The following is a 23,510-nucleotide window of genomic DNA, read 5'->3' on the forward strand; positions in this document are numbered from 1 at the left end:
ATCTTTTTTACGCAATTTTGCTCCAACTACAACAGAAATGGTTGATAAACTAATCTCAGTTGCACTCGACTTAATAAATCCTCAACATTTAAGAAACTGGTTTGCTAGTTGCTGCTACTGTACCTCATAACAGCCGTAGGTGCTGTAAGACCTTGCCACTGAGCAATCCTACAACCTTTTCGTAGGGCTGAATATTCAGATAGGCAAACCAAAATGCACTGAACACCAGCCCCCAATACAAAATTCTTAGCCATGAATTGGGCTTGTTGTTGCGTGGGCGATCTCCTTTCTTGGGCATCGAAAAGTTAACCACGTTTTTCGTCCTTGTTGAAATCAACGGTTTTGATTACAAGCAATTTAGTTAACCCTAAAATTTGATTGTTTGTTAATTTTCGTAAACCTTTATCATCATCAAGGGGCAGATAATACTGAGCCATAATCAATTCTCCCCATCCGCGATTGGTTGACTATAGATACCACCCCGAAATCTCTTGAGTCGTTTGGCAACTAAATCTCTGTTGCCAGTGAACGCGATCGCACCCACCGTCCCGTTTTCTTCAATTACTCCAGTGTTCCCCTGACCATCACAAACCACAGTGCCACTGGGAAGTGGTTGTTTGGTATGACGGTCTGTAAGTGTCTGCCCTTCAAATATCGATACATAACGAATGCGTGGGTAACTACCTACAACTATTGGCAGACAGCCATTTTGATATCTGGCATCAGCAATCCTGGCTTGTTCTTGCTCAAATGCTAATTGTTGTTCCAGCTTGGTTTGTTGCTCGGAGTTAGTAGCGATTTGTGCCTTGATTGATGAAATAGATTGCAGGTTTCGGGAGATGTCCTCACTGGAGAAAGCTAAAGAAGTTAAAATGATTCCCCCAAAAATAATTGATGTTCGATGTTTACGCCATTGTCTTGATGTCAACATTACTCTCCCGCCTCCAGCAAAAAAGCATCAATATCTATAGTTGTCTTTGATTTGGGTGCGATTGCCTTAACTGCTGCTTTTGTGCCAGCAATCTCACCATTCACTTCTAGTAAAAACGCATCAATATCTACAGGCTTAATGCCGTAATTTCCTAGCATCTTGTCAACGCGCTCTCCATCATTCGCCCACTCCATCAACAAGTCAGTAGTCTGGTTGTTACCTGTTCTCACAGAGTTAACAAGTTCTGCATCGCCTTGTTCAAGAACTCGGTTAAATACGTGGTTCTTGATTTGATTAATAGCTGCCGCCTTCCTGATGCCATCTTGCACCGCCATTTTTATCATCGCCGCCATCAATTGAGGGCTGGAGTGCCGAGAATATTGTGCTGCTAGTTTAGAGGCTTGTTTAACAGTAATCTCGTCTGACTGCCCTAATTGTTGTTGGTTGTTTAGGGCTTCTCCAACAGCATTGAATATTCCTTCTAATTCCTCAGTTATGTCATCAGAAAACTCTTCGGCATCCGGGTCTATTTTTGCGCCATTTTGCGCCATGATCATCAACGAATTATCTATTTGTTCTGGGGAATAACGCTCTCCAAAGTATTCATAAAGTTGACTGCGAGTGAATGTTGACATTTTCGTTCCTCCATAATTCAAAATTTTCGCGTGTTAATTTCTGGAAATTTAGCTTCAAAAATTTTTTGGGTTCTGAGTTTTTTAGTAAGCTCTCATCAATTTCTTGCTTAATAATAAAGATAATTATTAGCAGAAATCTTTGGTAAGCATCTAAGTAAGGACTTCTGGAATTTATATAGTATCTGTGTTTGATAGGACTGACTTTATCAATGATATTGCGTTCCCATCTCCAAATACTTGTCCTATTTACTCCTAATATATTGGCTAACTCTTTTCTTGACAGTAAGTTGTCAAAAAGTGCTTGCCAAAACTTAGAATCTTCTTTGATAGCTTCTAGTACTACAGGTAGACTCTTCTCGATAGTGTTGCACCCCCTTGTCTATGAATAAGCATAAATCAACGATTTATTAGGTTTTTTGACTGTATTTTTGACAGTAGTTGCTGATTTTTGCGTGACATTGTTGCTTGCAACAACCTGCAACATCGTTGCAGTGTTGCATCTTAAGAAATTATTATTACTTTTTGATTTTCCCGTGATTCCAATCTCCATACCAGTATGCTTGCTCCAAAAAATTGTAAGTATTCGGGTCTACTTTTCCAGATAACTGTTTATAATCAAGCCCGTTTTCTAGTGCTTGCCGAATATCTGGTGGCAGCTTAAATCCCTGTGCTGGAATCTTATCGTATTCCTTGCCTATCAAATTTTGATATTGCTCTTGAGCTTCTTGAGGAGAAATCTTTCTACTTTTTAAATCCTCCTGTAATCGCTCCATCTTACCTTCAAAGGTTTGATTTTTGGTGTGGGCTAGTGAAGAAGGCAGAAGGCAGAGGGCAGAGGGCAGAGGGTAGAAGGAATAAGTCAAAACAATTCAAAATTCAATAAATGGTAAATTACTGCCTGCTTTTTTAGTTCTGACAAGGCGCGTAACTTGCTTGGGTTTTCGCCTTGCAATTCCTGAATAATTGCGTCAAATCCTGTGTGCATATTTTGCGTGTAACAACGTTTCACCTATGCACAAATAATAAATAACCCGCACTATTGGCGGGTATACAAAAATATCAGCAAAAACAGCTGCAAAAACTTCCGCTAATCTTGAAAAAAAATGGCATAGTTTCTGCCATTGCGCTCCCATTCTTTGTTTATCTGATCAAGCACCCATCTTGCATATCTTGGGGTTTGCTCGTTCATCCATTTTCTAATGGTGCGCTCATCGCGCTCAAAGAATGCTGTTACCAATAAGCGCAATCTGTTTTCTTCGGGCGCTTCCCATTTGTGAATAAATTCCAGTAAGCTCATAGTTGCCCTCCATAGGCTCATTTTGTGGTGGTGCAAGAGTCCTCCGGTGCTTCACCACCGGGGGCATCTGTTTATTTTGTACCATTTAGAATCTAAAATTAAACTGTTTAGTTACTAATTAGTTGCTAAAATCAGAAATTATTCTGACAGACATTCACATGATTAGAAAACGCGATCGCCGATTTCCGGTAAACCTTCCTATTGTTAAAGAAATCCGTTTATCTCTGTGGGGACATACCAGAGGTGTTTCTAAGACTCGTATGGCTGAAGCTATTTTGATTGACCGGGTATCTAGTGCAGATAATTGGGATGAAATTTGCAAGGACTTACGGCAAGAAGCTGCCATATTAAAAATTCCTGTCGAAGAATTAATCAAACAAATACTTAAGGCTGATAAGTACGACGAATCTATAGATGTGGATGATGTTGACTGGAGATGCCTCATAGAGGATGGGGAAATTGAGTTACCGGAAGCAGATGAATAATTAAAGTCATTGCTATGCAAAGCAACGTCAGACTAATTCGCGGTCAAGATAGCATCACCGTAAAAGCGGATTTAGTAGAGCTAACACAAAAACATGCTGATGAATACACCTCCCGATGGAAAGAACAATTAAAACTGCACGGACAAGAAGATAAATTTTGGGATTGGGAATTTAAACTCCAGTTTGTCATTAGCAGACAACCAAACCGTGAAGGTTATGCGATTGAATACGATAGTGAAACTCAAGGTTTAATGCTCATGGAAGCTAAATTGCACGGCTCACGTTTAACTCCAGGAAAACGCTTGGTTTACGTTGATGGTATTGCTTCTGCGCCTTGGAATCGGGAGGCAATTCAACGCCCACCTAAATATAAGGGTGTTGGTACTGCACTATTAAGCTTTGCCAGAAAACGTAGTCTAGAACTGGGCTATGAAGGTAGAGTAGGATTACATTCACTACCTGGGGTAGAAAAATTCTATGATCGCCAAGGCATGATTGATTTAGGAGAAGATGAAGATTACGACGATTTAGTTTACTTTGAATACGGGGTATGGCGTTCTTCTAGTCAGGTTTAGGGTAGATGAGTCAACACGAATTGAGAGAAAATTACGATAATCCTAGTCAAAACAATGCAACCAACCCAATGGATTTACTGCTTGATGAAGCTTGGTTACGGCAAGCTGTAGAAGCTGAGGAGCTTGTTGGTGGTAACATTGGTGCTGGATTAAACTGGGGAAGTGCATTTGGCGACCTCATACTCAACTTTGAACTCCTGGGGCGTTTAACAACATTGCGTATCTCCCTAAATAAAGAAGTGCGATTATTGTTGAATGAATGGAATTTGGGAACAGCTACAAAAATTGCTGTAAAAACTGCAAGAGAAATTATACTTGAAAAATTAAGGTTGCCCACACCACAGGTAAAGCAATTAGTACTCACAACTTTGGGAAAAGATGAACTTTATGGTGAAGAGTTCATTTCTAACCGAGAAGTACTACGCGAGTTGCTAGAAGTTTTATTAACACCACAGGATTGGGAAATGATTGCCGCAGTTGCCGCAGACTCTCTCAAACAGCAAATTATTCATCAAGCTACTGGCGAAAAAATCTCAGCATAAACATGATTGAACCGACACCAGAGCAACAACTTTTTATGCAAGATGATGTTTCCACCCGCTTACATCATTTGGCAAGTCACTTGTCACAAATTCAGTCTTTTTGGACTCAAAACTCATCGAAGGATTTAATGCTGCCTCTGGTAAAAGAAAGTCGGTATTTTATTGAGTGGACTGTGCCAGACATGGTGAAAGCGGATGACATTGACCGGGCTTGTGAATTGGTTGATTTAGTGCGTTTAATGACTCATTGGCTATTTCATTGGGACGAGATTTGGTCTAATGATGAGCAAAAACAAGCTGCGGCTGTTGCAACTGGGGACTGGTTGCGTCGGGTTTTGGAAATAGCTGATACAGAGCCAGAACCACTAAGTGCTTAATTCTGAGGTAATTAAGGCTTGCTGAATTTAAGAGTGATCATAACAAGTATGTTTATCGCCACCAGTTAATTGTAAGACAACTCCTGAATAGCCCGAACTTCCCGCCTGACAACTTGCGCCCCTAACTCCTTGCGCTGACCCTGTGAGTCAGTAAATACATACCGTTGTTGCACACCACATTGTGGTTGGTGAGAGTACCGCAACTGCTATCCACGGAACATATATAAATGGCCTTTAACAAGCATTGGGCTTCTTTCGTTTGACAGAAGAAGCAAGGTTAATAGTTAGTCGTTTTACCGCCCACTTTTTATTTGTCATTGTGTTTACTCCTAATATTGATATTGCTCTTATTCTGTGAAATAACCAAAAACTTCCGATTCATAAGACTCTTGAATAAATCCAATTAATCCATGTGGGCAATCACACCCTAAAACCTCTTCAAGAGCCAGCGCATTTAGATTATTTTCTTGACAAACTGTGGTAAAAATTTCCGAGTATGTTAGCTCTAGATTGGTTTCTAGTTCTTCTACTCTTAATTGAATGATGCGTGATAATTCTGCCATATTTTTTCCTAAATAACTCTCAAAAAAATGAGTGTAGTTTTCGCTGGAAAAAATGTAAGAATTCAGGAGTCAGAATCCAGGAGCCAGAATGGTAGAAAATTTAATTACATTCTTCAGGGTAAAATAGCCTAATTATCCTCAATTACTCTTCAATTCTGAATTCTGACTTCTGTGTGCTGAATTCTTACGAAAAAATTAGCAGCCGTTGTGATGGCTGCATTATTAAATATCTAACGAGAAGCTACAGGTGTTACCAGTCCTGCAACATAATTCATCCACTGTTGGATGGCTTCTATCTCAGGAGTACCAGCAGTGATCGCGCCAATCACTTGTTGCTGATAAGAATTAGCAGCATGATTGGAATCAACCTTGTCAGATGCCCACGACAAGCAAATGTCCCGCACCAGCCTATCAACAACAGCAACAGGGAGTTGGCTAGGAGCCAAAGCATCTTGAAATTGCAACCATTCTTTAATTAAATCGACGGGATAATTCGTCAATGTGCGGATTTGTTTGATTCGCAAATCTTGCGGATGAACTGTATTAGATTTCACAGGCGTTGGAGAAGGTAGTTGTGCAACGGGGCGATCGCGCTCATCTTCATCCAAATTATATTTAGGACTATTGGATAGTTTAGATTGAATTTGCTGTATTAACCCTGCCCAATCAGCATTAGCATCCCAATCTCTACGAATTTTAGTTTTGGTTAGAGCATCGTATAATCCGCAAAACACGACATTCTCCTCTCCAGGATTAGCAACAATTGTTATAGGTCTAGAGAAGTCTTCTACAACTGATGTGGCGAGTAAGAAAGACTTAGTAAAGTTAGTCTCAATCCCGCTTCGGACAACGTAAAGTTCATCAGCCAGAATGAAGATATCTAACTTCAGGTTATCTTTGCCTTTGAAATCTTTATCTGTCAGTTGTATTTCGCTTATATAACCTGTCAATGCTCTTTGGGGTATGGGAGTCTGTTTATCGAGAGCGACATCAAAGTTGTACCAACCATAGACTTGACCGTTGATTTCTAGCTTATTGACATACAGGTAAATAGGAAGTGGTGGATTACCTAAGCCTAGTTTGATTTCCGTCATTAGCAATTATCTCCAATTTCTTTTGAATGCTGTTGTATTCAGACTGTTTGTACATTCAGTATTAAAAATAGTGAAATGACAAACTTCTAAATTTTTAGCGAAGCTCTTAATTTTTTGGGAGGAAATTGATAAAGAAAAACACAATAACTTATAATTTATTATTGTAACTATCTCAACTACAAAATTGGTTAATATTTTACAATAACTTCTAACCAAATATATCAATAAAAACTATTTATGTTTGCTAGTACGTGTAAACTGATTGCTGAACTTTATTCTCCTGATTTTGCAACTTGGTTATTAGGCGAACCTATGACTTTAACTGTGTTAAGTCCAACCGGGTTGACTTGGGAACCAATGCGGACTGATGGCGTGATACTGTTGCAATCAAACGAAGTTGTATTGCATATTGAATTCCAAACACAGCCTGATGAAAATCTTCCTTTCGAGATGGCTTATTACTATGTGCGAATATATGAACGCTTTCCTGATAAACAGATACATCAAGTGGTAATTTATCTAGAAAAAACTACATCTGAGCAGGTGTATAAGACCACATTTTCTATTGAAAACCTCCACCATAAGTTTGAAGTAATTCGATTGTGGGAGCAATCCCCAGATATATTTCTAAAATCTATAGGATTGCTACTATTTGCTGTCTTAAGTGCTACGGATAACAAGGTTAAAACACTACAACAAGTAGCTGCAACTATTGGTACATTCCCTCAAAAACAAACCCAAAGTCATATTGCGGCTGCTACTGCAATCTTAGCTAGTTTAGTTTTAGAGGAAGAAGTAATTGAGCGTCTACTAAAAAAAGATGTTATGCGCGAGTCAATAATCTACCAATCATTTGAGGCTGAAAGAAGCAACAAGAAAGTCCGTGAAATCGCCCTCAACCTGTTAGCTGAGGGCATGGCTGTTGACGCGATCTCTCGACTAACAGGTTTACCCCCAGAAGCAGTACAACAGTTACAGCAGCAGCAAACCAACGAGTAACTTAAGATACCTGCTCTTGAGCTACCCTCGCCTCCACAAACATTCCAATACTGACTACCCCACCAAATATCTCACCACCTGCGGATCTATCGCCGCAATTTAATGCTTGATGGACTGCGGAGGATTCTTGAAAAACTGCTTCAAATCTCGGCTTTTAATTGGGTAATAACTAACCAGACCAAGGGTTAAAGATGACAACCCCTGTTCCGGCGAAATCATTTTCGTTCCGAGTTACTAATGTTAGAGAATATTGCAGGACTATGGCAGCAATTAAAGAATCCATTACAGGTAGAGGTCGCCCCAAAAGTTCTAGTTGTCCGACTAAGTTTCCCCATAACATCATCGTTGAGACATCAACGCTTAAAATTCTTTGTTCAAAGCGATGAGGTAAGGTTACATTTAACCAAGTCAAGAGAGAATCTTTACGCTTAGATGTAGGAAGTTTACTGATACCTTTAGCAATTTCACCAATTGTAATTACACTCAGGTAAAGTGTTTCTGGCTCTTGAGCATCTAACCAGTCTAAAACTTTTTGATTTGGTTGTTTGACAACCAGTTCCGAAATTAGGCAGGTATCAAGAAGGTAAGTCATGGCGTAAAGGCATCATGTGTCAGGCTGCGATCTCTGCTCAGGTCAAGTTCTTCACCCACTTCAGCCAAGGGGGATTGACGAAAAAATTGGGAGAGTTTGGTTGGTTGTTCTTTTTGAGTATCCTGTATTGTGAGACTTTGGGCTAGGAGTTGAATAATATACAGTTTCTCATTCTGGTCAAGTTGAAGCAGTTGTTGTTCAAGTTCTGGGAGTAACATGATACGGTTTAGGCTTAGGATAATTTTATTTTACTTTCGCACTCGATTAACCCACCAAATACCTCACCACCTGCGGATCTATAGCCGCAATCCGGTTTCTAATTGGCTTCGGAGGATTATTCAAAAACTGCTTCAAATCTCGGCTTTTGATTTGATAACAGCTAACAGAACGTTTTTTTGCTTTCAACCAACCAATTCTCACCCATCTAGTAATAGTGCTGGAATGCAAACAAAGAGCCTTAGCAATTTCACTACAACTATAGTTATCAAGAAATGGACGAGTAGAGTAACCCAAAGCATTGAGTTTACCCGCAATAGCGAATTCGGTACGATGATAACCCCGTCTTTTTAACCGAAAAGCAATCTGCTTGACCAAAAGAATGGGATACAAGCCCCGTCGTTCTACGACGGCTTTTCTTGATTTCTGATGTACTCCTTTAGGATCTCTAATGGCGCACCTCCTACGGACACAGCAAAATAACTGGGACTCCACAAGGTTTCTTTGTGGGGCTTTTTATATCCTGCTTGTCCATATCTGCGACTAGAAACACCTTTCAAAGCATTAACTATTTGAGAGATAGACAATTTAGGTGGATATTCAATAAGTGCGTGAACATGATTATCTTCACCATTAAATTCAATTACTTGAAAATCCATCTTTTCGGCTACTTCTCTAAATGTTTTATCAATTAATTCAAGGCTATCCTTTGTAAATACAGACCTGCGGTACTTAGTAACGCAGACCAAGTGAATTTTTAAATCTGTAACAGAGTTTCTTTCTCTGCGAAACTGGCTTGTCACTTCTTGTATGCCAATGTATAATACTCTTACAGACCAATTATACATTATCTATGAAAGCTAGATATCAATTCCGTTTCTACCCAACAGACCAACAGCAACGGCTTTTAGCTCAGTTGTTTGGTTGTGTGCGCGTAGTTTGGAATGATGCACTGGCTATTTGTAAACAGTCTCTTGAACTGCCAAGTAACAACGACTTGCAAAAGTTGGTGATTACCCAAGCTAAAAAGACATTGGAACGTTCATGGTTGTCTGATGTTTCAAACATCCCATTGCAACAATCTGTTGCTGATTTAGGAGTTGCCTACAAAAACTTTTTTGATTCACTCAAGGGTAAGCGAAAAGGTAAAAAAGTAGGTACACCTAAGTTCAAAAAGAAAATGGGGAGACAGTCAGCGCGATTTAGAATTGGTGGGTTTTCAATTAAAGATTCGGAAGTATATCTAGCCAAAATTGGTAATGTTAAGCCTATTTGGTCGAGAGAATTACCAGCATCGCCTACATCTGTCACGGTCATAAAGGATTGCGCTAATCGCTATTTTCTTAGTTTTGTTGTAGAGGTTGAACCAATCAATATTGATGCCAAAAATCAAAGCATTGGTATCGACTTGGGAATCACAACTTTTGCGGTTATGAGTAATGGGGAAAAGGCAATAAGCCCTGATTACTCAAAGAAAGACCGCAAAATTCGTAAACTACAACGCAAGTTAGCAAGGCAACAGAAAGGCTCTAAACGTCGTGAAGTCACCAGATTAAGAATTGCTAAACAACACAACCAAATTGCAGATACCCGTAAAGATTTCTTACACAAGTTATCAACCAAAATAGTTAGCGAGAATCAAACTATTGTTTTGGAAGATTTGAATGTATCAGGAATGGTCAAGAATCGTAAGTTAGCAAGAGTGATTAGCTTGCAGGGATGGAGAGAATTTCGGGTATTTTGTGAGGCTAAATCTGAAAAACTTAATCGGGATTTCAGGGTAATTAGTAGATGGGAACCTACTAGCCAAACTTGTTCTTGCTGTGGGTATCGCTGGGGCAAGATTGATTTGTCTGTTCGCTCATTGCTGTGCTTGAGTTGTGGTACTGAACAAGACAGGGATGAGAACGCATCCCGAAATATAGAAGTAAGGATTCAGGTCTAGTATTGCGGAAGTAAAGAAGGACGAGACTGAGAATTATGAGAATCAGCAATTAGAGCTTGTGCAAAAAAATCAATAATAGACCTACCTTGACGGCGACAGGTTTGCACCACCGTCAACAAATTGGCAGTGTGTTGAAACCGTTCCATTGAACGGGAGCCACCACTAACCTTACGTTTTGTGACAGCTAAACGCAGCGAGCGTTCAGCCTGATTATTATCAGGAGGAACTTCAGGATGGTCAAGGAAATACCACCATTGATGAGCTTTATCGCGCAAAGAACGTAAAAGCTGGCCTGCTGTTGCTCCGGCTAAGTTGATCCATTGATCAATAGAGGATTGCAACTTGGATTTGAATTGATTGACCCAATCGTTGTAATTGGTGGAGTTAAGAGTCTCAAACCATTGCCCATAACTTCTAAAGGCTTCATCAATTAAATCAACAAACGCTTCACCAATAGCTTGGTTGTGAAGACCAGGAAGTTGAATTAATTTTTTGAAGTGGCGGCGTAGATGCGCTAAACATTTCTGTTGGGCAAAAGCTTGATAGCCGTTGTAAACACTAAAATCGTCGCTGATAATTACGCCTTGATATTGGGTTCCTAAAATTGCTGATAATTCGGCTCTAGAGCGAGTATCAGCCGCAGTAAACAGGCAAAACTCAGAATTAGCAACTACCCACAACCATTCTTTGGTGCCTTTGACTGACCAAGGCGTTTCATCCACATGGATATTAGGTTGTGTCTGTTTTAGCCAACCACTTAACTCAGTGATGCTCGGTTCAATTGCTTCAGTAATTCGTTCATTGGTTGCAACTAACGTCCCCAGCCCAATATCAATTCGCCCCAACTCCCACAACATTTCCTGCTGTTTTTCGTAGGGCATATGTGCATAGTTATTTGCCCATCCTAAAAACGCCTGTAATTTCACCCCTAAATCTTGTCCTGGAATGATATCTTCTGGCCAAGAGGCAGTTTGTAGATTGCCACAACTTTCACATATACAAGTATGGCGTTGGTACTCAACTATTTCAATGGGACGTTCCACTAATTGCGCTACAGTCTGTTTTTCTACTTTTACTGCTACTGCCGCAAATGCTTTTTGACCACAAAGGACACATTCGCTTGGACGCAAAATTTCATAACGATCTACTCTGCCAAAACCCTTTCGAGTCTTACCTTGATGTCCTGGCTGTCCACCTGGTTTCTTTCGCGGCTGATTTGATTCTTCTTGTGGGGGTGATTTTTTGTTTTCGCTCTTTTTCAAAATGTCACCAGACGGTGGTTTCGACGAATTAGAGCTATCCAAATCTCGACTAACTTTTAAACGTTCTATTTCTTGCTGTAGTTCTACAATGATTTTCTGTAACTCACTTATTACCTTGCTCTGCTCAATAATTATCTCTACCAGTTGTTCTTTTGATAACTGGTTCAAGCTTTCTCGGTTTAAATCTTGAGGCAGGTTTTGGTTCATATTTGTGATACTCACCCTCAAGTGTTCCCTTTGTCAATACTCTGCCACCTGAATCCTTACGTTGCAGGATTAATTAACATTCTTAGATTCCTCATTTGATATTTGTTGTAGTAACACCTTTATATATGTTTTATAGAAATTGCAATTGCGTTAATAATACTAACTAACATTATTTAATTCAGCTATATCTTCAATTAAAGTAAATACAAATTTAAAGTTAACAAAATCTTCAACAGTCCCATTTATACACAGCCAATCACACATATTTCGTTTTTCAGACTTATTTATCTCACAGATTTCTGCTTGTTTTTCTGATACACCACGTACAGTTTTTGTTATTTCTGGTGTTATATCAAAAAACTGTGGATTTAATTTACGAAGGTTATTAATGGTACTTGTTGGAAATAAATTTTCAATTCCTTTTGGAATTGGGTTGTCAGGCATGGTAGGTATAACACGTTTCTTAGCCATGCTATTATCTTCATTCTTCTGATTTGTATCACAATCATAAATCAATCCGACAACTTTTGGAAGGGCTATTGCTAATCTTTTAGCATCCTTACAAAGTATTCTCCATATATTACTGAGATTCCCCTGTCCATCTCCATCATATAAAAAAATCTGGTCTAATATTGATTGCTTACCAAAAAGCAAAGCCGCTTTGTTCAAATACTTAATATCGTAATCTCCCTCAACAAAAATAACTGGTTTTCGAGTTTGATTTACTTCGTACTCAATTTTGTGACGAAATACAGATGAGCTTTTATAGAAATCGAATGCAGATTTAAACTCTTCAAATTCCTCGGTATTAACTTTTAATCCTGTAGGTAGTGACAAAATATCAAATCCAGTATCACCAAAGATATTTTTCATACCTAACAAGAATAATGGCGAGTGAGTAGTAAGAATGAACTGAACCTTGGGAAACATAGCAATGATAGCTGGCAATACATTGCTTTGTAATTCAGCGTGCAGATGTGCATCAACTTCATCAATAATAACTATTCCGCTTATGTCTTCTAGATTTTCAAAAGGCGCACCAGACATATCAAAGTCGCGTAAAATAGATAAAACAATATTAAGAATTGAAGTCTGACCTGTAGAAAGCTGAAAAATATTAGGGATGAATGGTTTTCCATTTTTCAGGACAGATATAGTCCTGTTTTGACGAAGCCCAATTTCAAAACAAAAACTTTCATCACTTCGGAAAATTAATTTAATGATATTTGACATTGCTTCCCATAATCGAGAAGATTTTCCTTTATAAAAAGGATTAAAATATATTCTGCAAGGATTGTTAGTATCAGTCGGCGTATTTAAGCCTATAATTGGTACATTAATATTTGATAATTGCAATTCATAATTAGCTCTATCAAATGCAATATCTAAAATCCAGTTCTTTGATAAAGTTAGTGGTGATTGCTGAATAATTCTGCGATTTGAAATTCTATCTATCTTTTGCTGTGCAACAAACTCTGCTATTGCATTAAGATTTCTTTCATTTAACCATGCTGGCTGTTCAAAGCGATTTGCTGGAAAGTATAATACACAATTTTTTCTAAATTGTTGCGATATCTCTACTGCATTATTTAAAAACGTTACATTAAAAAATGAAGTTTCATGTAAAGGAATTTCTTCAAAAGAGCTATCAACTTCAGGCTCACCAAACTGCTTAATGTATTCCTCTTTTGGAATACAGAGTTGCCACTCATAACAATTAAAATCCTGACCAAAGTTTATTCTTGCATAACTAAATTTTTCTCCATTTTTTATGTATTGAGGACTGCGAAGTTTATAAACCCTGCCCTGCTCTACTTCTGCGTCATCAAAAGCAATTTGCTGTGCCGCCATTAGAGGATTTAAAAGATAGGAAAGCAGAATACTCTTTCCAGAGCCGTTTGTGCCAACAAGAATAACAGGTTTAGGATTTCCGTTACTGTTGAATGAAAAATCATAATCAATTTTTTCAATCGGCCCGACATTCCTTAAATTAATTTGCTTGAAGTACATAAACCCGAATTTACTAAATTTAAATAAATTGTTAATTATTGAGAGGCATTTCAAATGCTTTATTCCATGATTACATCCACTGTTCAAAATTTTGAAAATATAACTAAAATTAGTAGCTTAACAAATGCCTATAAATAATTTAATAATAAATTATCTAAAATTTTTTAGTGGGGATCAAATACTTTCTTTATTAGCAATATTTTAAAAAGAAAGTATTTTTTATATGTGTTAACTCAAAGTCATACGTATAAACGCTAAAAATTATACATTTGCCTACCAAATGAGCAATTGAAACGAATATAGAGCGTTAAAACCAATGGCTGAAGATTACGCATCCTTTAGTTCTTCATTCTTCTTGGCGCGTTCTACTTCTTCTTCGCAAATAACCTCTATCAAATTAGATAGAGAACGCTTCCGAATCTTGGCTAACCGTTCCAAGTCAGACTTTAATGCTTCATCCAAATAAAGCGAGATTCGCTTTTTGGCTGTAACCACTGATAACACCATAACGCTACTCCAAAACTATACTCCCTCCATTGTAGCACGAGGGTAACGCTACTTTAGCGCAATAAAAATGTTGTAGTAGCACTAAAGTAGTGCTACCATAGAAATAGAGAAAGCACCCCGACTGCGAATCTAAAGTGCTTTCTCTGTCCCTAATAATAAGGAATTTCCATTATGACCCATCTTACGTATACCCATCAACAGCTACGCTGCAAATCCCTACCCCAGCTAAAGCGCATCTACAGCGAAATCGGCTGTACAACCACAGTAAAAGATAGACGCTGCAAGGATTCGTGGAGGAGTGCGATCGCTCGATACCAAGAAAGCAAACTCCAAAAAATTGACGAGAAGGACATTGCCCAAGGCAAATTCAACCGCTACATCGCAGACCAAGCAAACCTGATCGCCCCTGAAGAATTAACAGTAATAGAAATCAACCCCCACCATTTCGAGATTTTTGCTGGCAAACAGCTAATCGCGTACATCAGCTACGACAGCAGTGAGTTCGTCACTCAGCCTTGGGTAGTGATGGTAAATGGTAACGAAATCTTCCGCCACACTACACAAGCGCAATGCCAACGCTTCATCGAATGGCACTACAAAGACAATACACTACCGTTACCCTTACCTGCACCAGCCCAATTTCCCGAACTCCCGACAATTACAGAAATCTCCTTCTACGACCAAGAAGCTTCTGTTGATGGTCAATTGGTAGCCAGCGTTAGCTTTGACCCGAACAACTACGAGGATTTGTACTGGCGAGTGCTGGTAAACGACGCTGAGATTTTCCGGGACACTACACCTGCTCGATGCCACAGTTATGTCAAGCAGCAGTACCAGCAAGGAACATTACCAGTGCAACGGGCATTTGAGGAACCATGCACCACAGGTAACGAAATCATGGTGCAGCTTTTCGATGCCTGTGAGCAACACGGATTAGAACTGCTGGATGACGGCATTTACCAACAGGACGTGAAACTCGGACAAGCAGGCTACGCCAATGGTAATTGGTGCTTCACAAGTACAGCCCACGCCCATCAAGAGAAAGTCTTTTGTGACTCTGCTGCGGATGCCGTGTGGTTGCTTCAAATACCGGATGGTTTACCCACTGCTAACGAATATCTGCAATACCATCCGCTTGAGCAACTGTCGCCGGGGGAATTGCAGGGGTTGTTTGAGACTGCGGCGTTAATGGCTGTTTAAGTAAAAGTGGGCATCAAAAGCCCACTAACCAGATTTGGCTTACTAGTTTCAAATATAACTATCAGCTTGATGATAACCCTCAGTAATTGTCCTCATCAATCCTTTCATTCATAGCCAAAACCATGACTTGTGCAATCATCACCCTGGAAAAATGCTGGTATTTGTCGCCACCTTGGGGTCAACAGATGCCATCCCTAGCAGTGAACCTCTCCGAGAAAGTCTACCTCACCGATTCCAAAACATTCGGTTACTGCTGCGGGGTGTTGTGGCAAGAAGACAAATGGCTTTATGCGATCGCAGTTGATCGCTCCATCACCTACACCACCAAGCACGAGATTATCGGTACTGGAGAGGTAAAGTCCACGTACATGAGAAAACCTGCGTTTGTGCTAGGCGATGGCTGCGCCAACGTCTTCGACGAACGCGTCATGCTCCGTTTTGATGCTCACGCCACAAAGCAGCGTTTGATTCTGGGGATTGTGCTGGTGAACAACGCTTGGTTTTACGTGATTGAAATGATATCCCCGGCTTTGGTTCAACCACTGGCTGCACCTGCTCGTTTTCCGTTGGTGGGTGAACAGGATTTGATTCGAGTTCATGTGTAAGTATTTTTCAACCCGGAGCAACGATTATGTCACCTATCGAAATCGCTCAAATTATCGAACAGATAAAACAGGAAATTACTATTGACTCTAACGGTCATGGTAAAGCCAGTATTCGAGCAACTGCAAGGCTGGCAGATGTACAAGATTCTTCGCTTCGCCGTGCGTTACTAAGTGCGGCACTAGAACCCTCTGCATTAGCTAAAAACCTTATACAGCAAGGCTTTACCCCTGCGGCACTAGAAACCTGGAATGAAGGAATTCCCGATATGGGTGTCGCTGCCGTTATTGAATATTACGCTTTTGATGCGGGGCGGTACTGTAAACAACAGGCTCGACTAGTGTGCAAGGCTTTTAACAGAATCGGTGTTCGCGCTTGGATGCAAGACATTATGGGTTGGACAAAACCCACCACTCAACCCCAACAACCACCCACACCAACACTTCCTCCAGTTGAACAGCGATTGCATACTCTTGTTCAGGCTATGAAGACCTTAGCCGAGTTGACTGGTGGACGACTTAACCCTTATATGGAGCAACAGGTAAAGGACTATGCTGGGAACTTGCTGGCTGAACACAACCGGAAGATGTTAGCTCCTTCAAAAGATCGCTGGCTTGGGGTTGTGAATTTTGCAGAAAGTGAACTTGGTAAAAAAGTCCCGATCAGTGGTTCACATTACAGGGGTCATCTGGGTACTTGGGTTCGCACGTTTTATCCACAGTTGGGCAATCGCCAAGAGGATCGCTTGGTTAACGGCACTCAACAACCAGTTTTTGTGTATGCCTGTCACGATCCTGCGGTAGCTGCTGGTTTGACCAAAGCAATTGAGGAGTTTTTTGCACACCCGAATCCGGCAGCAGCACTCAAGCAAGCGGGGGCATTTACTCATAAAAAAGGAAGAGTATCAGTTTTACAGCCATTAGCATGAGTCTACTACTGGCTATTTAATTAATACTCGTAAAGAGAAATCACACATCTCAAGACAGCACAGTAATGCTTGTTCATGAAATTAAAAATAACCCATTGTTAATAACAGGTTAATAGCATTATGAAAATCGTAGTTCAATTAGTCGAAAAAGTTTACCAAGAAGCTCACTTAGAGATACCCGATGGACTGACAGAAGAAACTATCAGACAAGTCATCACAGACCGATACAATTCCGGCGAAATGACACCAGATTTCAATATTTTTCAGGTTGATTTTGAATCCATCAGCGCAACGATTGTCCACAATCAAGACTCTTTTAATGTTGAGGAAGAAGCAGCATGATGGTCACACCATTATTAGTACCTCATACAACTGTTACTGAACCAGTTACCCGTCACCCTCTCAACTTCTACGAGTCTCCTTCGTGGTTCACCACTGAACTACTGCGCTATGTTCCGTTATCTGGTGTGATTGGTGAACCTTGCGTTGGGCATAGGGCGATCGCATCATTACTATCCGTGTGGCCTCATACAGAACATATCTGGACAAATGACATCGACCCGAACAAACAGGCTGATCACCACTTGGATGTAACACTATCCAAGTCCTGGGCAGAATTCCCCGAATGCGATTGGATCTGCACTAATCCACCTTATGCGGAGTTTGCTGCACCTATTATCAAGAATGCTTACCACAAAGCCCGTGTTGGTGTTGCTGCATTTTTGTTGACCAGTTTTCTCGAACCCTGTGATGATCGGGCAGATTTTCTGATGCAATATCCACCTTCACTGGTGTTAACTTTGCCACGCTTTTGTTTTCGTAAGGATAAGCGGGGTACTCGTTGGGCTACCGATAACATCACCATCTCGTGTTTTGTTTGGGATAAACGTGTAACCACACAACGCATTATCGTGCGTCCCAAATCTCAAATTGTTGGGTTTTACAAGAATCCTGAACAGGCTATTTCTCAAGAACGGGCAGAAGAAATTGTAAGGGCGATGTCCAAGGACAAGCCGCTTTGCGTCTACGCCATAGGGGAATTATGAAACAGATGACGCTATTTGACGAACCTACAACAGTTTTACCAGTCAATTACTATCCAGAGTTTCTCACTCTCGCGGAAGTTGACGAACTATATCAATATTGCCAACAACTGCAATGGCAACAGAATCAGATAAAAATGCTGGGCAAAACGATGCCTGTTCCGCGACTGGAATGTATTTACGGTGACGAGGGCTGTGATTATCTCTACTCCAAGAGCGTTTTACTCAAACCCCAGCCTTGGACAGAACCACTGGCACAACTGCGAGATAAAATCACCGCCGCTACTGGTTACAGCTTCCGTATCGTCATTGGCAATCAGTACAGAAGCAGCCAAGACAGTATCGGCTGGCATAACGATAGCGAGACTTCGATGGGGCTAAATCCGGCGATCGCTTCCATAAGTTTAGGTTCGGTTCGCAAATTCCAAATTAAGGCCATCGGAGGTAAGCCTACTGATTTCTGGCTGGAGCATGGGAGTTTGCTGGTGATGCTTCCTGGTTGTCAGACTACTCATCTGCATCAGGTTCCGAAGACCAACAAGCTTGTAACTACACGGATTAATCTGACTTTCCGACCGCACGTTGGGGGGAAATCCTAACTAATTGCTAATTAAAAGAGGAAAATTACCAGCAAATTAAGACTTTAATTTTCTCTTGGAGTGTCATCTGCTGTTTGGTAAATAGAACGCAATTCATCAATTGAAGTCGCTGTTTTTATACCTTCTTTAATTTTTCGTAATTGTTCAATGTCATAAATTTGGGAAACTTCATCCATTACAAAGAGTGAAGAAGCACCGAATTTAAGTTCTAAACCTAACTCAATCCCTTCTAACAGTCCCAAGCGAATACCACTGCGTTCAAATGATGTTACATACTGCATACGCTGTTGTGCCTCCAATTGTTCTACTTCCTGTTGAAACTCTAGTTCTAAATCTAATGGTAGCGTCAGCATCCAATCAATAAAAGCCAACAGGTTAACAACAGCCTCGCGTTCAAACCCCTGCTCGTACAACCGACGTACTAAAGCCAGTTTTGATTGTTTTCTTTGCAATCTATTACTACGGGTCTGTACCGCCGCCAAGTGAGCCATTACTACTGTAGCGAATGGGTTATGGCTGGCTTCAAGTTCCGACAACCTTTGCTGATAGTCGAGCAGTTTGATTACAGGAAACTGAAAATCAACCGTACAGCCAAATAATTCATAACCAAATTGATTTGGTCGCCACTTAATGTTTTCATCCCCCAGTATCGCTAAAGATGCAACCGAGCGATCATAACGGTCAAAAATTCGATAGTTGTAGACAAACATCCGTTTAGGAAAAACAGTTTCCTCTTGACTTTGAACTTCGACATGGATTAATAACCATTCTTCTTCACCCCCAATGCGATAGATTTTCACCAATTTATCAATCAGTCGCTTTCCTAATTCCGCATCACGAACTACTTGCTGGAGTTCCTGATCTAGAAAAATAAAACCACGACTCCAATCAATCTCATTATGTGCTTGAGGAAAAAAGAACAACATAAAATCTTGAAAATACAGTTGTAGCATCTGTTTCCAAGGCGAATCATATTCCGTTTGAGGTGTTTTATTAGTCATAAAAAAACTATTCGATTTGAAATTAATCAGGTGCAATTATGTCAATAAATATAGAATGGACGGACTTAACAGATAATATCATTCGCACGTTCTTTTTGAGTGACTTAGATGTATCCAAAATTATGAAAATTCAAGGAGGAATTTATGGGATTTCGTAATGGTAAACCCTCCAAACAGTTTACAGCCATTCCTAACAATTTAATTCGGGATGACAATCTCACTGATTCAACATTTAGATTAATTTGTTGGGTAGCTTCTCACGACGAAAACTTTGATATTAGCTTTACGGTAATCGAAAAACATTTGGGCTACAAACGAGACAAAATCCGTAACGCTATCAAAAATGCTGAACAAAATGACTATTTAGTAAGAGTCCAAGAGCATAACCCGAACAATGGCAAGTTTGACTGGCAATATTACATTTTTACCAGCAAAGACGACACAAAGTTATTTCGAGACAATCACTCATCCATAGGTAGGTTGCCCATAGGTGGATCACCCGTCGATGGCTCATCCGTCGGTGGTTCATCCATAGGTGGGTTGTCCAACGATGGCTCACCCACAGGTGGCTTACCCAACGGTGGGCTATCCAACGTTGGAGCATCCACCCCTCATATAGAAAAACAATTAGAAGAAAATCAATTAGAAGAAAAACACCCTAAAAAAGCGCCCCCTTCCCTCGGCGCACCCCCCACCCAAGAATGTGTGTGTGAAGAAACTGACTCTTACTTACAACCAAACCAGGAAAAAGAACCAATTCCTGAATCTCTCGCTTCGTTGTCAAATCAATCCGAGACTTCGCATCACACAGACAATCCCTCATTTCGACCAACTACTGCGGCGGGGTCATTCGAGAAAGGCGAACAACCGAACAATAAACCCAGCAAACCAAAATTTCAGTCCATCGAGGATTTGCTCAATCACATTCTGCTTGACCCCAGCATCATGGCATCTGAGCCATTACCCGCAGTTTACAAAAACGAAATCAAACTGCGCTGTTGGCGTTTCCCCTGGCGCACAAATACCAGAGACAAAATTTACCAAACCTGCGATCGCCGTTTAGTGGAGTTAATCGCCAAGGAACGAGCCGGGTGGGACAAGGTTGATTGGCAGCAAAAAATCCCCACTGTCATCAAATCCATCAGCAATTGGGAGGTGAGTAAAGCTGGTTTAGAAGAACTGCTGGTCTATTGGTCAAAAGTTACCGAATCATCTACACCAACGTTTGAAGAATCTCAATCAAACGACCAGCCTATTGGCTACTACTCGAATCGTTCTCTTGATTGGCATAAAGCAACATTCAGTGAACTTCTAGACCGCATGGATGAAGTTGGCCTTGAGAATGCGATCGCTTCTTTCAGTACCCGCTATGACCAGCAACACCCAGGTGCGACAGAAAAATGGCTGGAATGGTTAAAACTTACGCATCCCTCAATGTATGCGTACTTACATCCAAATGCAGCGTAAAAATCATTTGCAATTTATGTTCCAAAGGAGATATTTATGACACAAGACAAACTAAACTTCACATCACAACAAGACCGCTTACCCCCACAAAGCATTGAAGCTGAAGAGGCAATACTCGGCGGTGGTTTTCGTAAAGGGCGGCTGTATGTGCTGGCTGCTCGTCCTTCTGTTGGTAAATCTGCTTTGGCTGGTAATCTCGCTCTCAATGTTGCCAAAACTGGAAAGTTGCCTATTTGCGTTTTCAGCTTAGAAATGTCCATTGAAGAGTACACACAGCGATTTTTGAGCAGCGAATCTGGCATTGAAAACAATTTTCTCGAAAGAGGAGCTATTTCTGACGGTCAGTGGCAACCCTTGAGTGGGGCGATCGCTCAACTGAGTGAACAACAGATTTTCATCAACGACGAATCTTGCCCTTCTCTCAATGAAATCCGTAGCCAAGTCCGCCGAATTTCATCCCATTATGGTGGTGTTGAACTTGTGATTGTTGACTACTTACAACTGATGGCTGAAGCTGCTGACTTCAGGACAAATATGACTGAGCGTGTTGCCGAAATCAGCCGGGGATTGAAGAAACTCGCCAAGGATTTGGATGTACCAGTTCTGGCTCTATCGCAGTTAAGCCGTGAAGTTGAACACCGCAATGACAAACGCCCCATACTCAGCGATTTGCGCTCCAGTGGTGCGGTAGAGCAAGACAGCGATGTTGTGATCATGCTCTACCGCGAAGAAATGTACAACCCCGATACCCCAGATCGGGGCATTGCTGAGTTAATCGTTCGCAAGCAACGCAATGGCCCTACTGGCACGGTCAAGCTTTTGTTTGATCATCAGTTTATCTCTTTCAAGAATTTGTCTCGTGGTCGGGGGTTTTAAAACAGTGAGTACAACCATTATTAAAGCCATTAGCCTACATCAACCCTGGGCATCTCTTATCCCAATGGGTTTGAAAAAGCATGAAACTCGTTCTTGGTCTACCAGTTATCGAGGCCCGTTGTTAATTTGTGCTGCCAAGAAGACCAGCATTCGCCAAAAACTCACTCATAGCTACTTCCTTAATAAGTATCAACAAATACTAGCTCACACTGATAACTACATTGAGTGGGAAGATTTGCCGTTTGGTCATGCCGTGGCTCTGGTTGATTTAATCGCTTGCATTAGCATGAATCAGGCTTTCATTGACCAGCAGCCGCAAACTGAACTTGATACTGGGGATTGGCAAGTTGGACGGTTTGCTTGGAGGTTAGACAATATCAGGCGGATTGTTCAGCCTATTCCTATCACTGGTAAGCAAGGTTTATTCAACGTTGAAGTTGATTTTTCCGAGCATCAATTAGAAGCAACTAACAACTAACGCATCAACAGCTATTGTATTATTCGCAGGTGGCGGCGGTGTTGAAGCGGGGATGGTGCAAGCTGGCATCCGTCCAGTTATTGCTGTGGAGTATGACCCGACCAAACCGCAACTAAGTCAGGCGCTCGCTCTAAGTCACCACCGCAACTTCAGCGAATACGGCTGCAAAGTAATCCAGCAAACAGTACAGGAAGTAGCACTCTCTGGTTTTGTTGGGTTTCCACTTCACCCCGACTACCTTCACGCCTCCCCAGTGTGCGCCAACTTCAGCCAAGCTCACACAGCCAAAGCTGGTAATGCTATAGAAACTGCTGATGATTTGACCGCAGCGCAAGCAGTAGCTCAAGCCATTCGACAGTTGCGGCCACGGGTTTTTACACTCGAAAATGTTCCACGTTACCAAAGCAGTCAGAGTTTCGCCATTATCCTGAATACTTTAGAATCCCTTGGCTATCGAGTGAATTACAGCGTGGTAAACATGGCAGACTATGGACTACCCCAGGCGCGGAGACGTTTAGTTCTAGTTGCTTGCCGGGATTTGGCTCTCTCTCTACCACCAACATCTGGCCCTATCGGTTGGTATGGGGCGATCGCTCCATTAATCCCCACGATGCCCGACTCCCAATTACTCGCTAGACAACAACAAGCGGTAGAACAATTTTTGGCGGCGAATGACCCCGCACCACTGCTGATTGAACGGGTTGGTGGGCGAAATGGTCTGAAGTTCAAGCCTGGGTATTTACCAGCTAATACTATCGTGAGATCGCATTTCACGGATCACAAGGGGTGCAATCGTAATAAGTTTGCGGATATTTGGTTGCCAGATGGCACTGTTAAATCTTTATCAATTGAAGCTGCTGCTATTTTGCAAGGGTTCCCCAGATGGTATGAGTTGCCATCGCAAGCTGCTACGGCTGGGTCAATTATTGGATATTCTGTGCCTCCTTCGTTCGCCGCGCAGTTATTCGCTCACATTCAAAAACAGTTATCAGGGGCAATTGTATGACCTTTTTTGAATTCAAAATGCAAAATGCAAAATGCAAAATTCACTTAGGAATAATAATAATTTTGAATTAAT

The 23,510-nt window shown here is 41.0% G+C and carries 31 protein-coding genes; 16 read left to right on the forward strand and 15 right to left on the reverse strand.

Annotated elements, in window-relative coordinates:
* Positions 1–305: 305 nt before the first annotated feature.
* The 5 genes from H6G79_RS37490 to H6G79_RS27890 all read right to left on the reverse strand — a co-directional run bounded on the left by H6G79_RS37490 (position 306) and on the right by H6G79_RS27890 (position 2,863).
* On the reverse strand, positions 306–437 hold the full coding sequence (locus H6G79_RS37490; protein ID WP_277877360.1) for a hypothetical protein: 132 nt from the start codon (positions 435–437) through the stop codon (positions 306–308).
* Between the two features lie 2 nt (positions 438–439).
* On the reverse strand, positions 440–931 hold the full coding sequence (locus tag H6G79_RS27875; RefSeq protein WP_190593379.1) for a hypothetical protein: 492 nt from the start codon (positions 929–931) through the stop codon (positions 440–442).
* A complete protein-coding gene (locus H6G79_RS27880) occupies positions 931–1,566 on the reverse strand; it encodes a hypothetical protein (RefSeq protein WP_190593378.1) in 636 nt (211 codons plus the stop codon). The genes H6G79_RS27875 and H6G79_RS27880 overlap by 1 nt, the downstream gene beginning before the upstream one ends.
* Before the next feature lie 515 nt (positions 1,567–2,081).
* Positions 2,082–2,339: a hypothetical protein gene (locus H6G79_RS27885; protein ID WP_190593377.1), complete on the reverse strand. Its 258-nt coding sequence runs from the start codon at positions 2,337–2,339 to the stop codon at positions 2,082–2,084.
* A 314-nt stretch (positions 2,340–2,653) separates the two neighbouring features.
* On the reverse strand, positions 2,654–2,863 hold the full coding sequence (locus tag H6G79_RS27890) for a hypothetical protein (RefSeq protein ID WP_190593376.1): 210 nt from the start codon (positions 2,861–2,863) through the stop codon (positions 2,654–2,656).
* Between the two features lie 122 nt (positions 2,864–2,985).
* On the opposite strand from H6G79_RS27890, the gene H6G79_RS27895 reads away from it, so the two are divergent.
* The 4 genes from H6G79_RS27895 to H6G79_RS27910 are packed head-to-tail and all read left to right on the forward strand — an operon-like array spanning position 2,986 to position 4,842.
* A complete protein-coding gene (locus H6G79_RS27895) occupies positions 2,986–3,348 on the forward strand; it encodes a hypothetical protein (protein WP_190593375.1) in 363 nt (120 codons plus the stop codon).
* A gap of 14 nt (positions 3,349–3,362) precedes the next feature.
* On the forward strand, positions 3,363–3,923 hold the full coding sequence (locus H6G79_RS27900; protein WP_190593374.1) for a GNAT family N-acetyltransferase: 561 nt from the start codon (positions 3,363–3,365) through the stop codon (positions 3,921–3,923).
* A gap of 5 nt (positions 3,924–3,928) precedes the next feature.
* Positions 3,929–4,465, forward strand: coding sequence for a hypothetical protein (locus H6G79_RS27905; protein ID WP_190593373.1), 537 nt, complete (start codon positions 3,929–3,931; stop codon positions 4,463–4,465).
* Positions 4,466–4,467: 2 nt separating this feature from the next.
* Positions 4,468–4,842 (forward strand): hypothetical protein, encoded by a 375-nt coding sequence (locus H6G79_RS27910; RefSeq protein ID WP_190593372.1) that lies wholly within the window; start codon positions 4,468–4,470, stop codon positions 4,840–4,842.
* Positions 4,843–5,189: 347 nt separating this feature from the next.
* Here the strand turns inward: H6G79_RS27910 and H6G79_RS27915 are convergent, their stop codons facing one another.
* A complete protein-coding gene (locus H6G79_RS27915; RefSeq protein WP_190593371.1) occupies positions 5,190–5,405 on the reverse strand; it encodes a hypothetical protein in 216 nt (71 codons plus the stop codon).
* A gap of 230 nt (positions 5,406–5,635) precedes the next feature.
* Positions 5,636–6,499, reverse strand: coding sequence for a hypothetical protein (locus tag H6G79_RS27920; RefSeq protein ID WP_190593370.1), 864 nt, complete (start codon positions 6,497–6,499; stop codon positions 5,636–5,638).
* A 237-nt stretch (positions 6,500–6,736) separates the two neighbouring features.
* On the opposite strand from H6G79_RS27920, the gene H6G79_RS27925 reads away from it, so the two are divergent.
* The gene (locus H6G79_RS27925) at positions 6,737–7,498 is read left to right on the forward strand and encodes an Rpn family recombination-promoting nuclease/putative transposase (protein WP_190593369.1); all 762 of its coding nucleotides are present in this window, start codon (positions 6,737–6,739) and stop codon (positions 7,496–7,498) included.
* Between the two features lie 169 nt (positions 7,499–7,667).
* Here H6G79_RS27925 and H6G79_RS27930 read toward each other — a convergent pair whose 3' ends face one another.
* The 4 genes from H6G79_RS27930 to tnpA are packed head-to-tail and all read right to left on the reverse strand — an operon-like array spanning position 7,668 to position 9,154.
* Positions 7,668–8,090, reverse strand: coding sequence for a type II toxin-antitoxin system VapC family toxin (locus tag H6G79_RS27930; protein WP_190593368.1), 423 nt, complete (start codon positions 8,088–8,090; stop codon positions 7,668–7,670).
* The gene (locus H6G79_RS27935; protein ID WP_190593367.1) at positions 8,087–8,308 is read right to left on the reverse strand and encodes a hypothetical protein; all 222 of its coding nucleotides are present in this window, start codon (positions 8,306–8,308) and stop codon (positions 8,087–8,089) included. Before H6G79_RS27935 ends, H6G79_RS27930 begins: the two co-directional genes overlap by 4 nt.
* A gap of 46 nt (positions 8,309–8,354) precedes the next feature.
* Positions 8,355–8,699 carry a hypothetical protein gene (locus H6G79_RS27940; RefSeq protein WP_206757514.1) on the reverse strand — a complete coding sequence of 115 codons (345 nt, stop codon included), beginning with the start codon at positions 8,697–8,699 and terminating at the stop codon, positions 8,355–8,357.
* Positions 8,700–8,710: 11 nt separating this feature from the next.
* A complete protein-coding gene (tnpA, locus tag H6G79_RS27945; RefSeq protein WP_199334086.1) occupies positions 8,711–9,154 on the reverse strand; it encodes an IS200/IS605 family transposase in 444 nt (147 codons plus the stop codon).
* A 5-nt stretch (positions 9,155–9,159) separates the two neighbouring features.
* On the opposite strand from tnpA, the gene H6G79_RS27950 reads away from it, so the two are divergent.
* Complete coding sequence (locus tag H6G79_RS27950; RefSeq protein ID WP_190593365.1) at positions 9,160–10,251, forward strand: RNA-guided endonuclease TnpB family protein; 1,092 nt, start codon at positions 9,160–9,162, stop codon at positions 10,249–10,251.
* Here the strand turns inward: H6G79_RS27950 and tnpC are convergent.
* The 3 genes from tnpC to H6G79_RS27965 form a co-directional block, all read right to left on the reverse strand.
* Positions 10,248–11,720 carry an IS66 family transposase gene (gene tnpC / locus H6G79_RS27955; RefSeq protein WP_190593364.1) on the reverse strand — a complete coding sequence of 491 codons (1,473 nt, stop codon included), beginning with the start codon at positions 11,718–11,720 and terminating at the stop codon, positions 10,248–10,250. The genes H6G79_RS27950 and tnpC overlap by 4 nt on opposite strands.
* A gap of 159 nt (positions 11,721–11,879) precedes the next feature.
* Positions 11,880–13,730, reverse strand: coding sequence for an AAA family ATPase (locus tag H6G79_RS27960; protein ID WP_190593363.1), 1,851 nt, complete (start codon positions 13,728–13,730; stop codon positions 11,880–11,882).
* 327 nt (positions 13,731–14,057) lie between these two features.
* Positions 14,058–14,237 carry a ribbon-helix-helix domain-containing protein gene (locus tag H6G79_RS27965; protein WP_190593362.1) on the reverse strand — a complete coding sequence of 60 codons (180 nt, stop codon included), beginning with the start codon at positions 14,235–14,237 and terminating at the stop codon, positions 14,058–14,060.
* A 171-nt stretch (positions 14,238–14,408) separates the two neighbouring features.
* Here H6G79_RS27965 and H6G79_RS27970 point away from each other — a divergent pair, with 171 nt between their 5' ends.
* The 6 genes from H6G79_RS27970 to H6G79_RS27995 all read left to right on the forward strand — a co-directional run bounded on the left by H6G79_RS27970 (position 14,409) and on the right by H6G79_RS27995 (position 18,610).
* Positions 14,409–15,437, forward strand: coding sequence for a hypothetical protein (locus tag H6G79_RS27970; RefSeq protein ID WP_190593361.1), 1,029 nt, complete (start codon positions 14,409–14,411; stop codon positions 15,435–15,437).
* Between the two features lie 122 nt (positions 15,438–15,559).
* Positions 15,560–16,042 (forward strand): DUF1392 family protein, encoded by a 483-nt coding sequence (locus H6G79_RS27975; RefSeq protein WP_190593360.1) that lies wholly within the window; start codon positions 15,560–15,562, stop codon positions 16,040–16,042.
* Positions 16,043–16,068: 26 nt separating this feature from the next.
* Positions 16,069–16,968 carry a hypothetical protein gene (locus H6G79_RS27980; protein ID WP_190593359.1) on the forward strand — a complete coding sequence of 300 codons (900 nt, stop codon included), beginning with the start codon at positions 16,069–16,071 and terminating at the stop codon, positions 16,966–16,968.
* 120 nt (positions 16,969–17,088) lie between these two features.
* On the forward strand, positions 17,089–17,310 hold the full coding sequence (locus H6G79_RS27985) for a hypothetical protein (RefSeq protein ID WP_190593358.1): 222 nt from the start codon (positions 17,089–17,091) through the stop codon (positions 17,308–17,310).
* Complete coding sequence (locus H6G79_RS27990; RefSeq protein WP_190593357.1) at positions 17,307–18,014, forward strand: hypothetical protein; 708 nt, start codon at positions 17,307–17,309, stop codon at positions 18,012–18,014. The genes H6G79_RS27985 and H6G79_RS27990 overlap by 4 nt, the downstream gene beginning before the upstream one ends.
* Before the next feature lie 5 nt (positions 18,015–18,019).
* Positions 18,020–18,610, forward strand: a complete 591-nt coding sequence (locus H6G79_RS27995) for an alpha-ketoglutarate-dependent dioxygenase AlkB (protein WP_242048588.1) — start codon at positions 18,020–18,022, stop codon at positions 18,608–18,610.
* 44 nt (positions 18,611–18,654) lie between these two features.
* Here the strand turns inward: H6G79_RS27995 and H6G79_RS28000 are convergent, their stop codons facing one another.
* Entirely contained in the window at positions 18,655–19,611 is a 957-nt protein-coding gene (locus H6G79_RS28000; protein WP_190593355.1) for a cytosolic protein, read from the reverse strand.
* A 144-nt stretch (positions 19,612–19,755) separates the two neighbouring features.
* Between H6G79_RS28000 and H6G79_RS28005 the strand changes: the two genes are divergently transcribed.
* Genes H6G79_RS28005 through H6G79_RS37695 form a run of 4 tightly spaced genes read left to right on the forward strand, consistent with a single transcriptional unit; the run spans position 19,756 to position 23,438 of the window.
* On the forward strand, positions 19,756–21,078 hold the full coding sequence (locus H6G79_RS28005; RefSeq protein WP_190593354.1) for a helix-turn-helix domain-containing protein: 1,323 nt from the start codon (positions 19,756–19,758) through the stop codon (positions 21,076–21,078).
* A 36-nt stretch (positions 21,079–21,114) separates the two neighbouring features.
* Positions 21,115–21,954 (forward strand): DnaB helicase C-terminal domain-containing protein, encoded by an 840-nt coding sequence (locus H6G79_RS28010; RefSeq protein ID WP_190593353.1) that lies wholly within the window; start codon positions 21,115–21,117, stop codon positions 21,952–21,954.
* 4 nt (positions 21,955–21,958) lie between these two features.
* Entirely contained in the window at positions 21,959–22,432 is a 474-nt protein-coding gene (locus H6G79_RS28015) for an ASCH domain-containing protein (RefSeq protein ID WP_190593352.1), read from the forward strand.
* Between the two features lie 13 nt (positions 22,433–22,445).
* The gene (locus tag H6G79_RS37695; protein ID WP_313934557.1) at positions 22,446–23,438 is read left to right on the forward strand and encodes a DNA cytosine methyltransferase; all 993 of its coding nucleotides are present in this window, start codon (positions 22,446–22,448) and stop codon (positions 23,436–23,438) included.
* Positions 23,439–23,510 lie beyond the last annotated feature (72 nt).

Source organism: Anabaena sp. FACHB-83 (assembly GCF_014697485.1).
Taxonomy (GTDB): Bacteria; Cyanobacteriota; Cyanobacteriia; order Cyanobacteriales; family Nostocaceae; genus Nostoc_B.

Bases quoted from the DNA above. Each gene is read 5' to 3' on its own strand.
- H6G79_RS37490 (WP_277877360.1), bottom strand. From the start codon at position 437: ATGGCTCAGTATTATCTGCCCCTTGATGATGATAAAGGTTTACGAAAA.
- H6G79_RS27875 (WP_190593379.1), bottom strand. From the start codon at position 931: ATGTTGACATCAAGACAATGGCGTAAACATCGAACATCAATTATTTTT.
- H6G79_RS27880 (WP_190593378.1), bottom strand. From the start codon at position 1,566: ATGTCAACATTCACTCGCAGTCAACTTTATGAATACTTTGGAGAGCGT.
- H6G79_RS27885 (WP_190593377.1), bottom strand. From the start codon at position 2,339: ATGGAGCGATTACAGGAGGATTTAAAAAGTAGAAAGATTTCTCCTCAA.
- H6G79_RS27890 (WP_190593376.1), bottom strand. From the start codon at position 2,863: ATGAGCTTACTGGAATTTATTCACAAATGGGAAGCGCCCGAAGAAAAC.
- H6G79_RS27900 (WP_190593374.1), top strand. From the start codon at position 3,363: ATGCAAAGCAACGTCAGACTAATTCGCGGTCAAGATAGCATCACCGTA.
- H6G79_RS27905 (WP_190593373.1), top strand. From the start codon at position 3,929: ATGAGTCAACACGAATTGAGAGAAAATTACGATAATCCTAGTCAAAAC.
- H6G79_RS27910 (WP_190593372.1), top strand. From the start codon at position 4,468: ATGATTGAACCGACACCAGAGCAACAACTTTTTATGCAAGATGATGTT.
- H6G79_RS27915 (WP_190593371.1), bottom strand. From the start codon at position 5,405: ATGGCAGAATTATCACGCATCATTCAATTAAGAGTAGAAGAACTAGAA.
- H6G79_RS27920 (WP_190593370.1), bottom strand. From the start codon at position 6,499: ATGACGGAAATCAAACTAGGCTTAGGTAATCCACCACTTCCTATTTAC.
- H6G79_RS27925 (WP_190593369.1), top strand. From the start codon at position 6,737: ATGTTTGCTAGTACGTGTAAACTGATTGCTGAACTTTATTCTCCTGAT.
- H6G79_RS27930 (WP_190593368.1), bottom strand. From the start codon at position 8,090: ATGACTTACCTTCTTGATACCTGCCTAATTTCGGAACTGGTTGTCAAA.
- H6G79_RS27935 (WP_190593367.1), bottom strand. From the start codon at position 8,308: ATGTTACTCCCAGAACTTGAACAACAACTGCTTCAACTTGACCAGAAT.
- tnpA (WP_199334086.1), bottom strand. From the start codon at position 9,154: ATGTATAATTGGTCTGTAAGAGTATTATACATTGGCATACAAGAAGTG.
- H6G79_RS27950 (WP_190593365.1), top strand. From the start codon at position 9,160: ATGAAAGCTAGATATCAATTCCGTTTCTACCCAACAGACCAACAGCAA.
- tnpC (WP_190593364.1), bottom strand. From the start codon at position 11,720: ATGAACCAAAACCTGCCTCAAGATTTAAACCGAGAAAGCTTGAACCAG.
- H6G79_RS27960 (WP_190593363.1), bottom strand. From the start codon at position 13,730: ATGTACTTCAAGCAAATTAATTTAAGGAATGTCGGGCCGATTGAAAAA.
- H6G79_RS27965 (WP_190593362.1), bottom strand. From the start codon at position 14,237: ATGGTGTTATCAGTGGTTACAGCCAAAAAGCGAATCTCGCTTTATTTG.
- H6G79_RS27970 (WP_190593361.1), top strand. From the start codon at position 14,409: ATGACCCATCTTACGTATACCCATCAACAGCTACGCTGCAAATCCCTA.
- H6G79_RS27975 (WP_190593360.1), top strand. From the start codon at position 15,560: ATGACTTGTGCAATCATCACCCTGGAAAAATGCTGGTATTTGTCGCCA.
- H6G79_RS27980 (WP_190593359.1), top strand. From the start codon at position 16,069: ATGTCACCTATCGAAATCGCTCAAATTATCGAACAGATAAAACAGGAA.
- H6G79_RS27985 (WP_190593358.1), top strand. From the start codon at position 17,089: ATGAAAATCGTAGTTCAATTAGTCGAAAAAGTTTACCAAGAAGCTCAC.
- H6G79_RS27990 (WP_190593357.1), top strand. From the start codon at position 17,307: ATGATGGTCACACCATTATTAGTACCTCATACAACTGTTACTGAACCA.
- H6G79_RS27995 (WP_242048588.1), top strand. From the start codon at position 18,020: ATGACGCTATTTGACGAACCTACAACAGTTTTACCAGTCAATTACTAT.
- H6G79_RS28000 (WP_190593355.1), bottom strand. From the start codon at position 19,611: ATGACTAATAAAACACCTCAAACGGAATATGATTCGCCTTGGAAACAG.
- H6G79_RS28005 (WP_190593354.1), top strand. From the start codon at position 19,756: ATGGGATTTCGTAATGGTAAACCCTCCAAACAGTTTACAGCCATTCCT.
- H6G79_RS28010 (WP_190593353.1), top strand. From the start codon at position 21,115: ATGACACAAGACAAACTAAACTTCACATCACAACAAGACCGCTTACCC.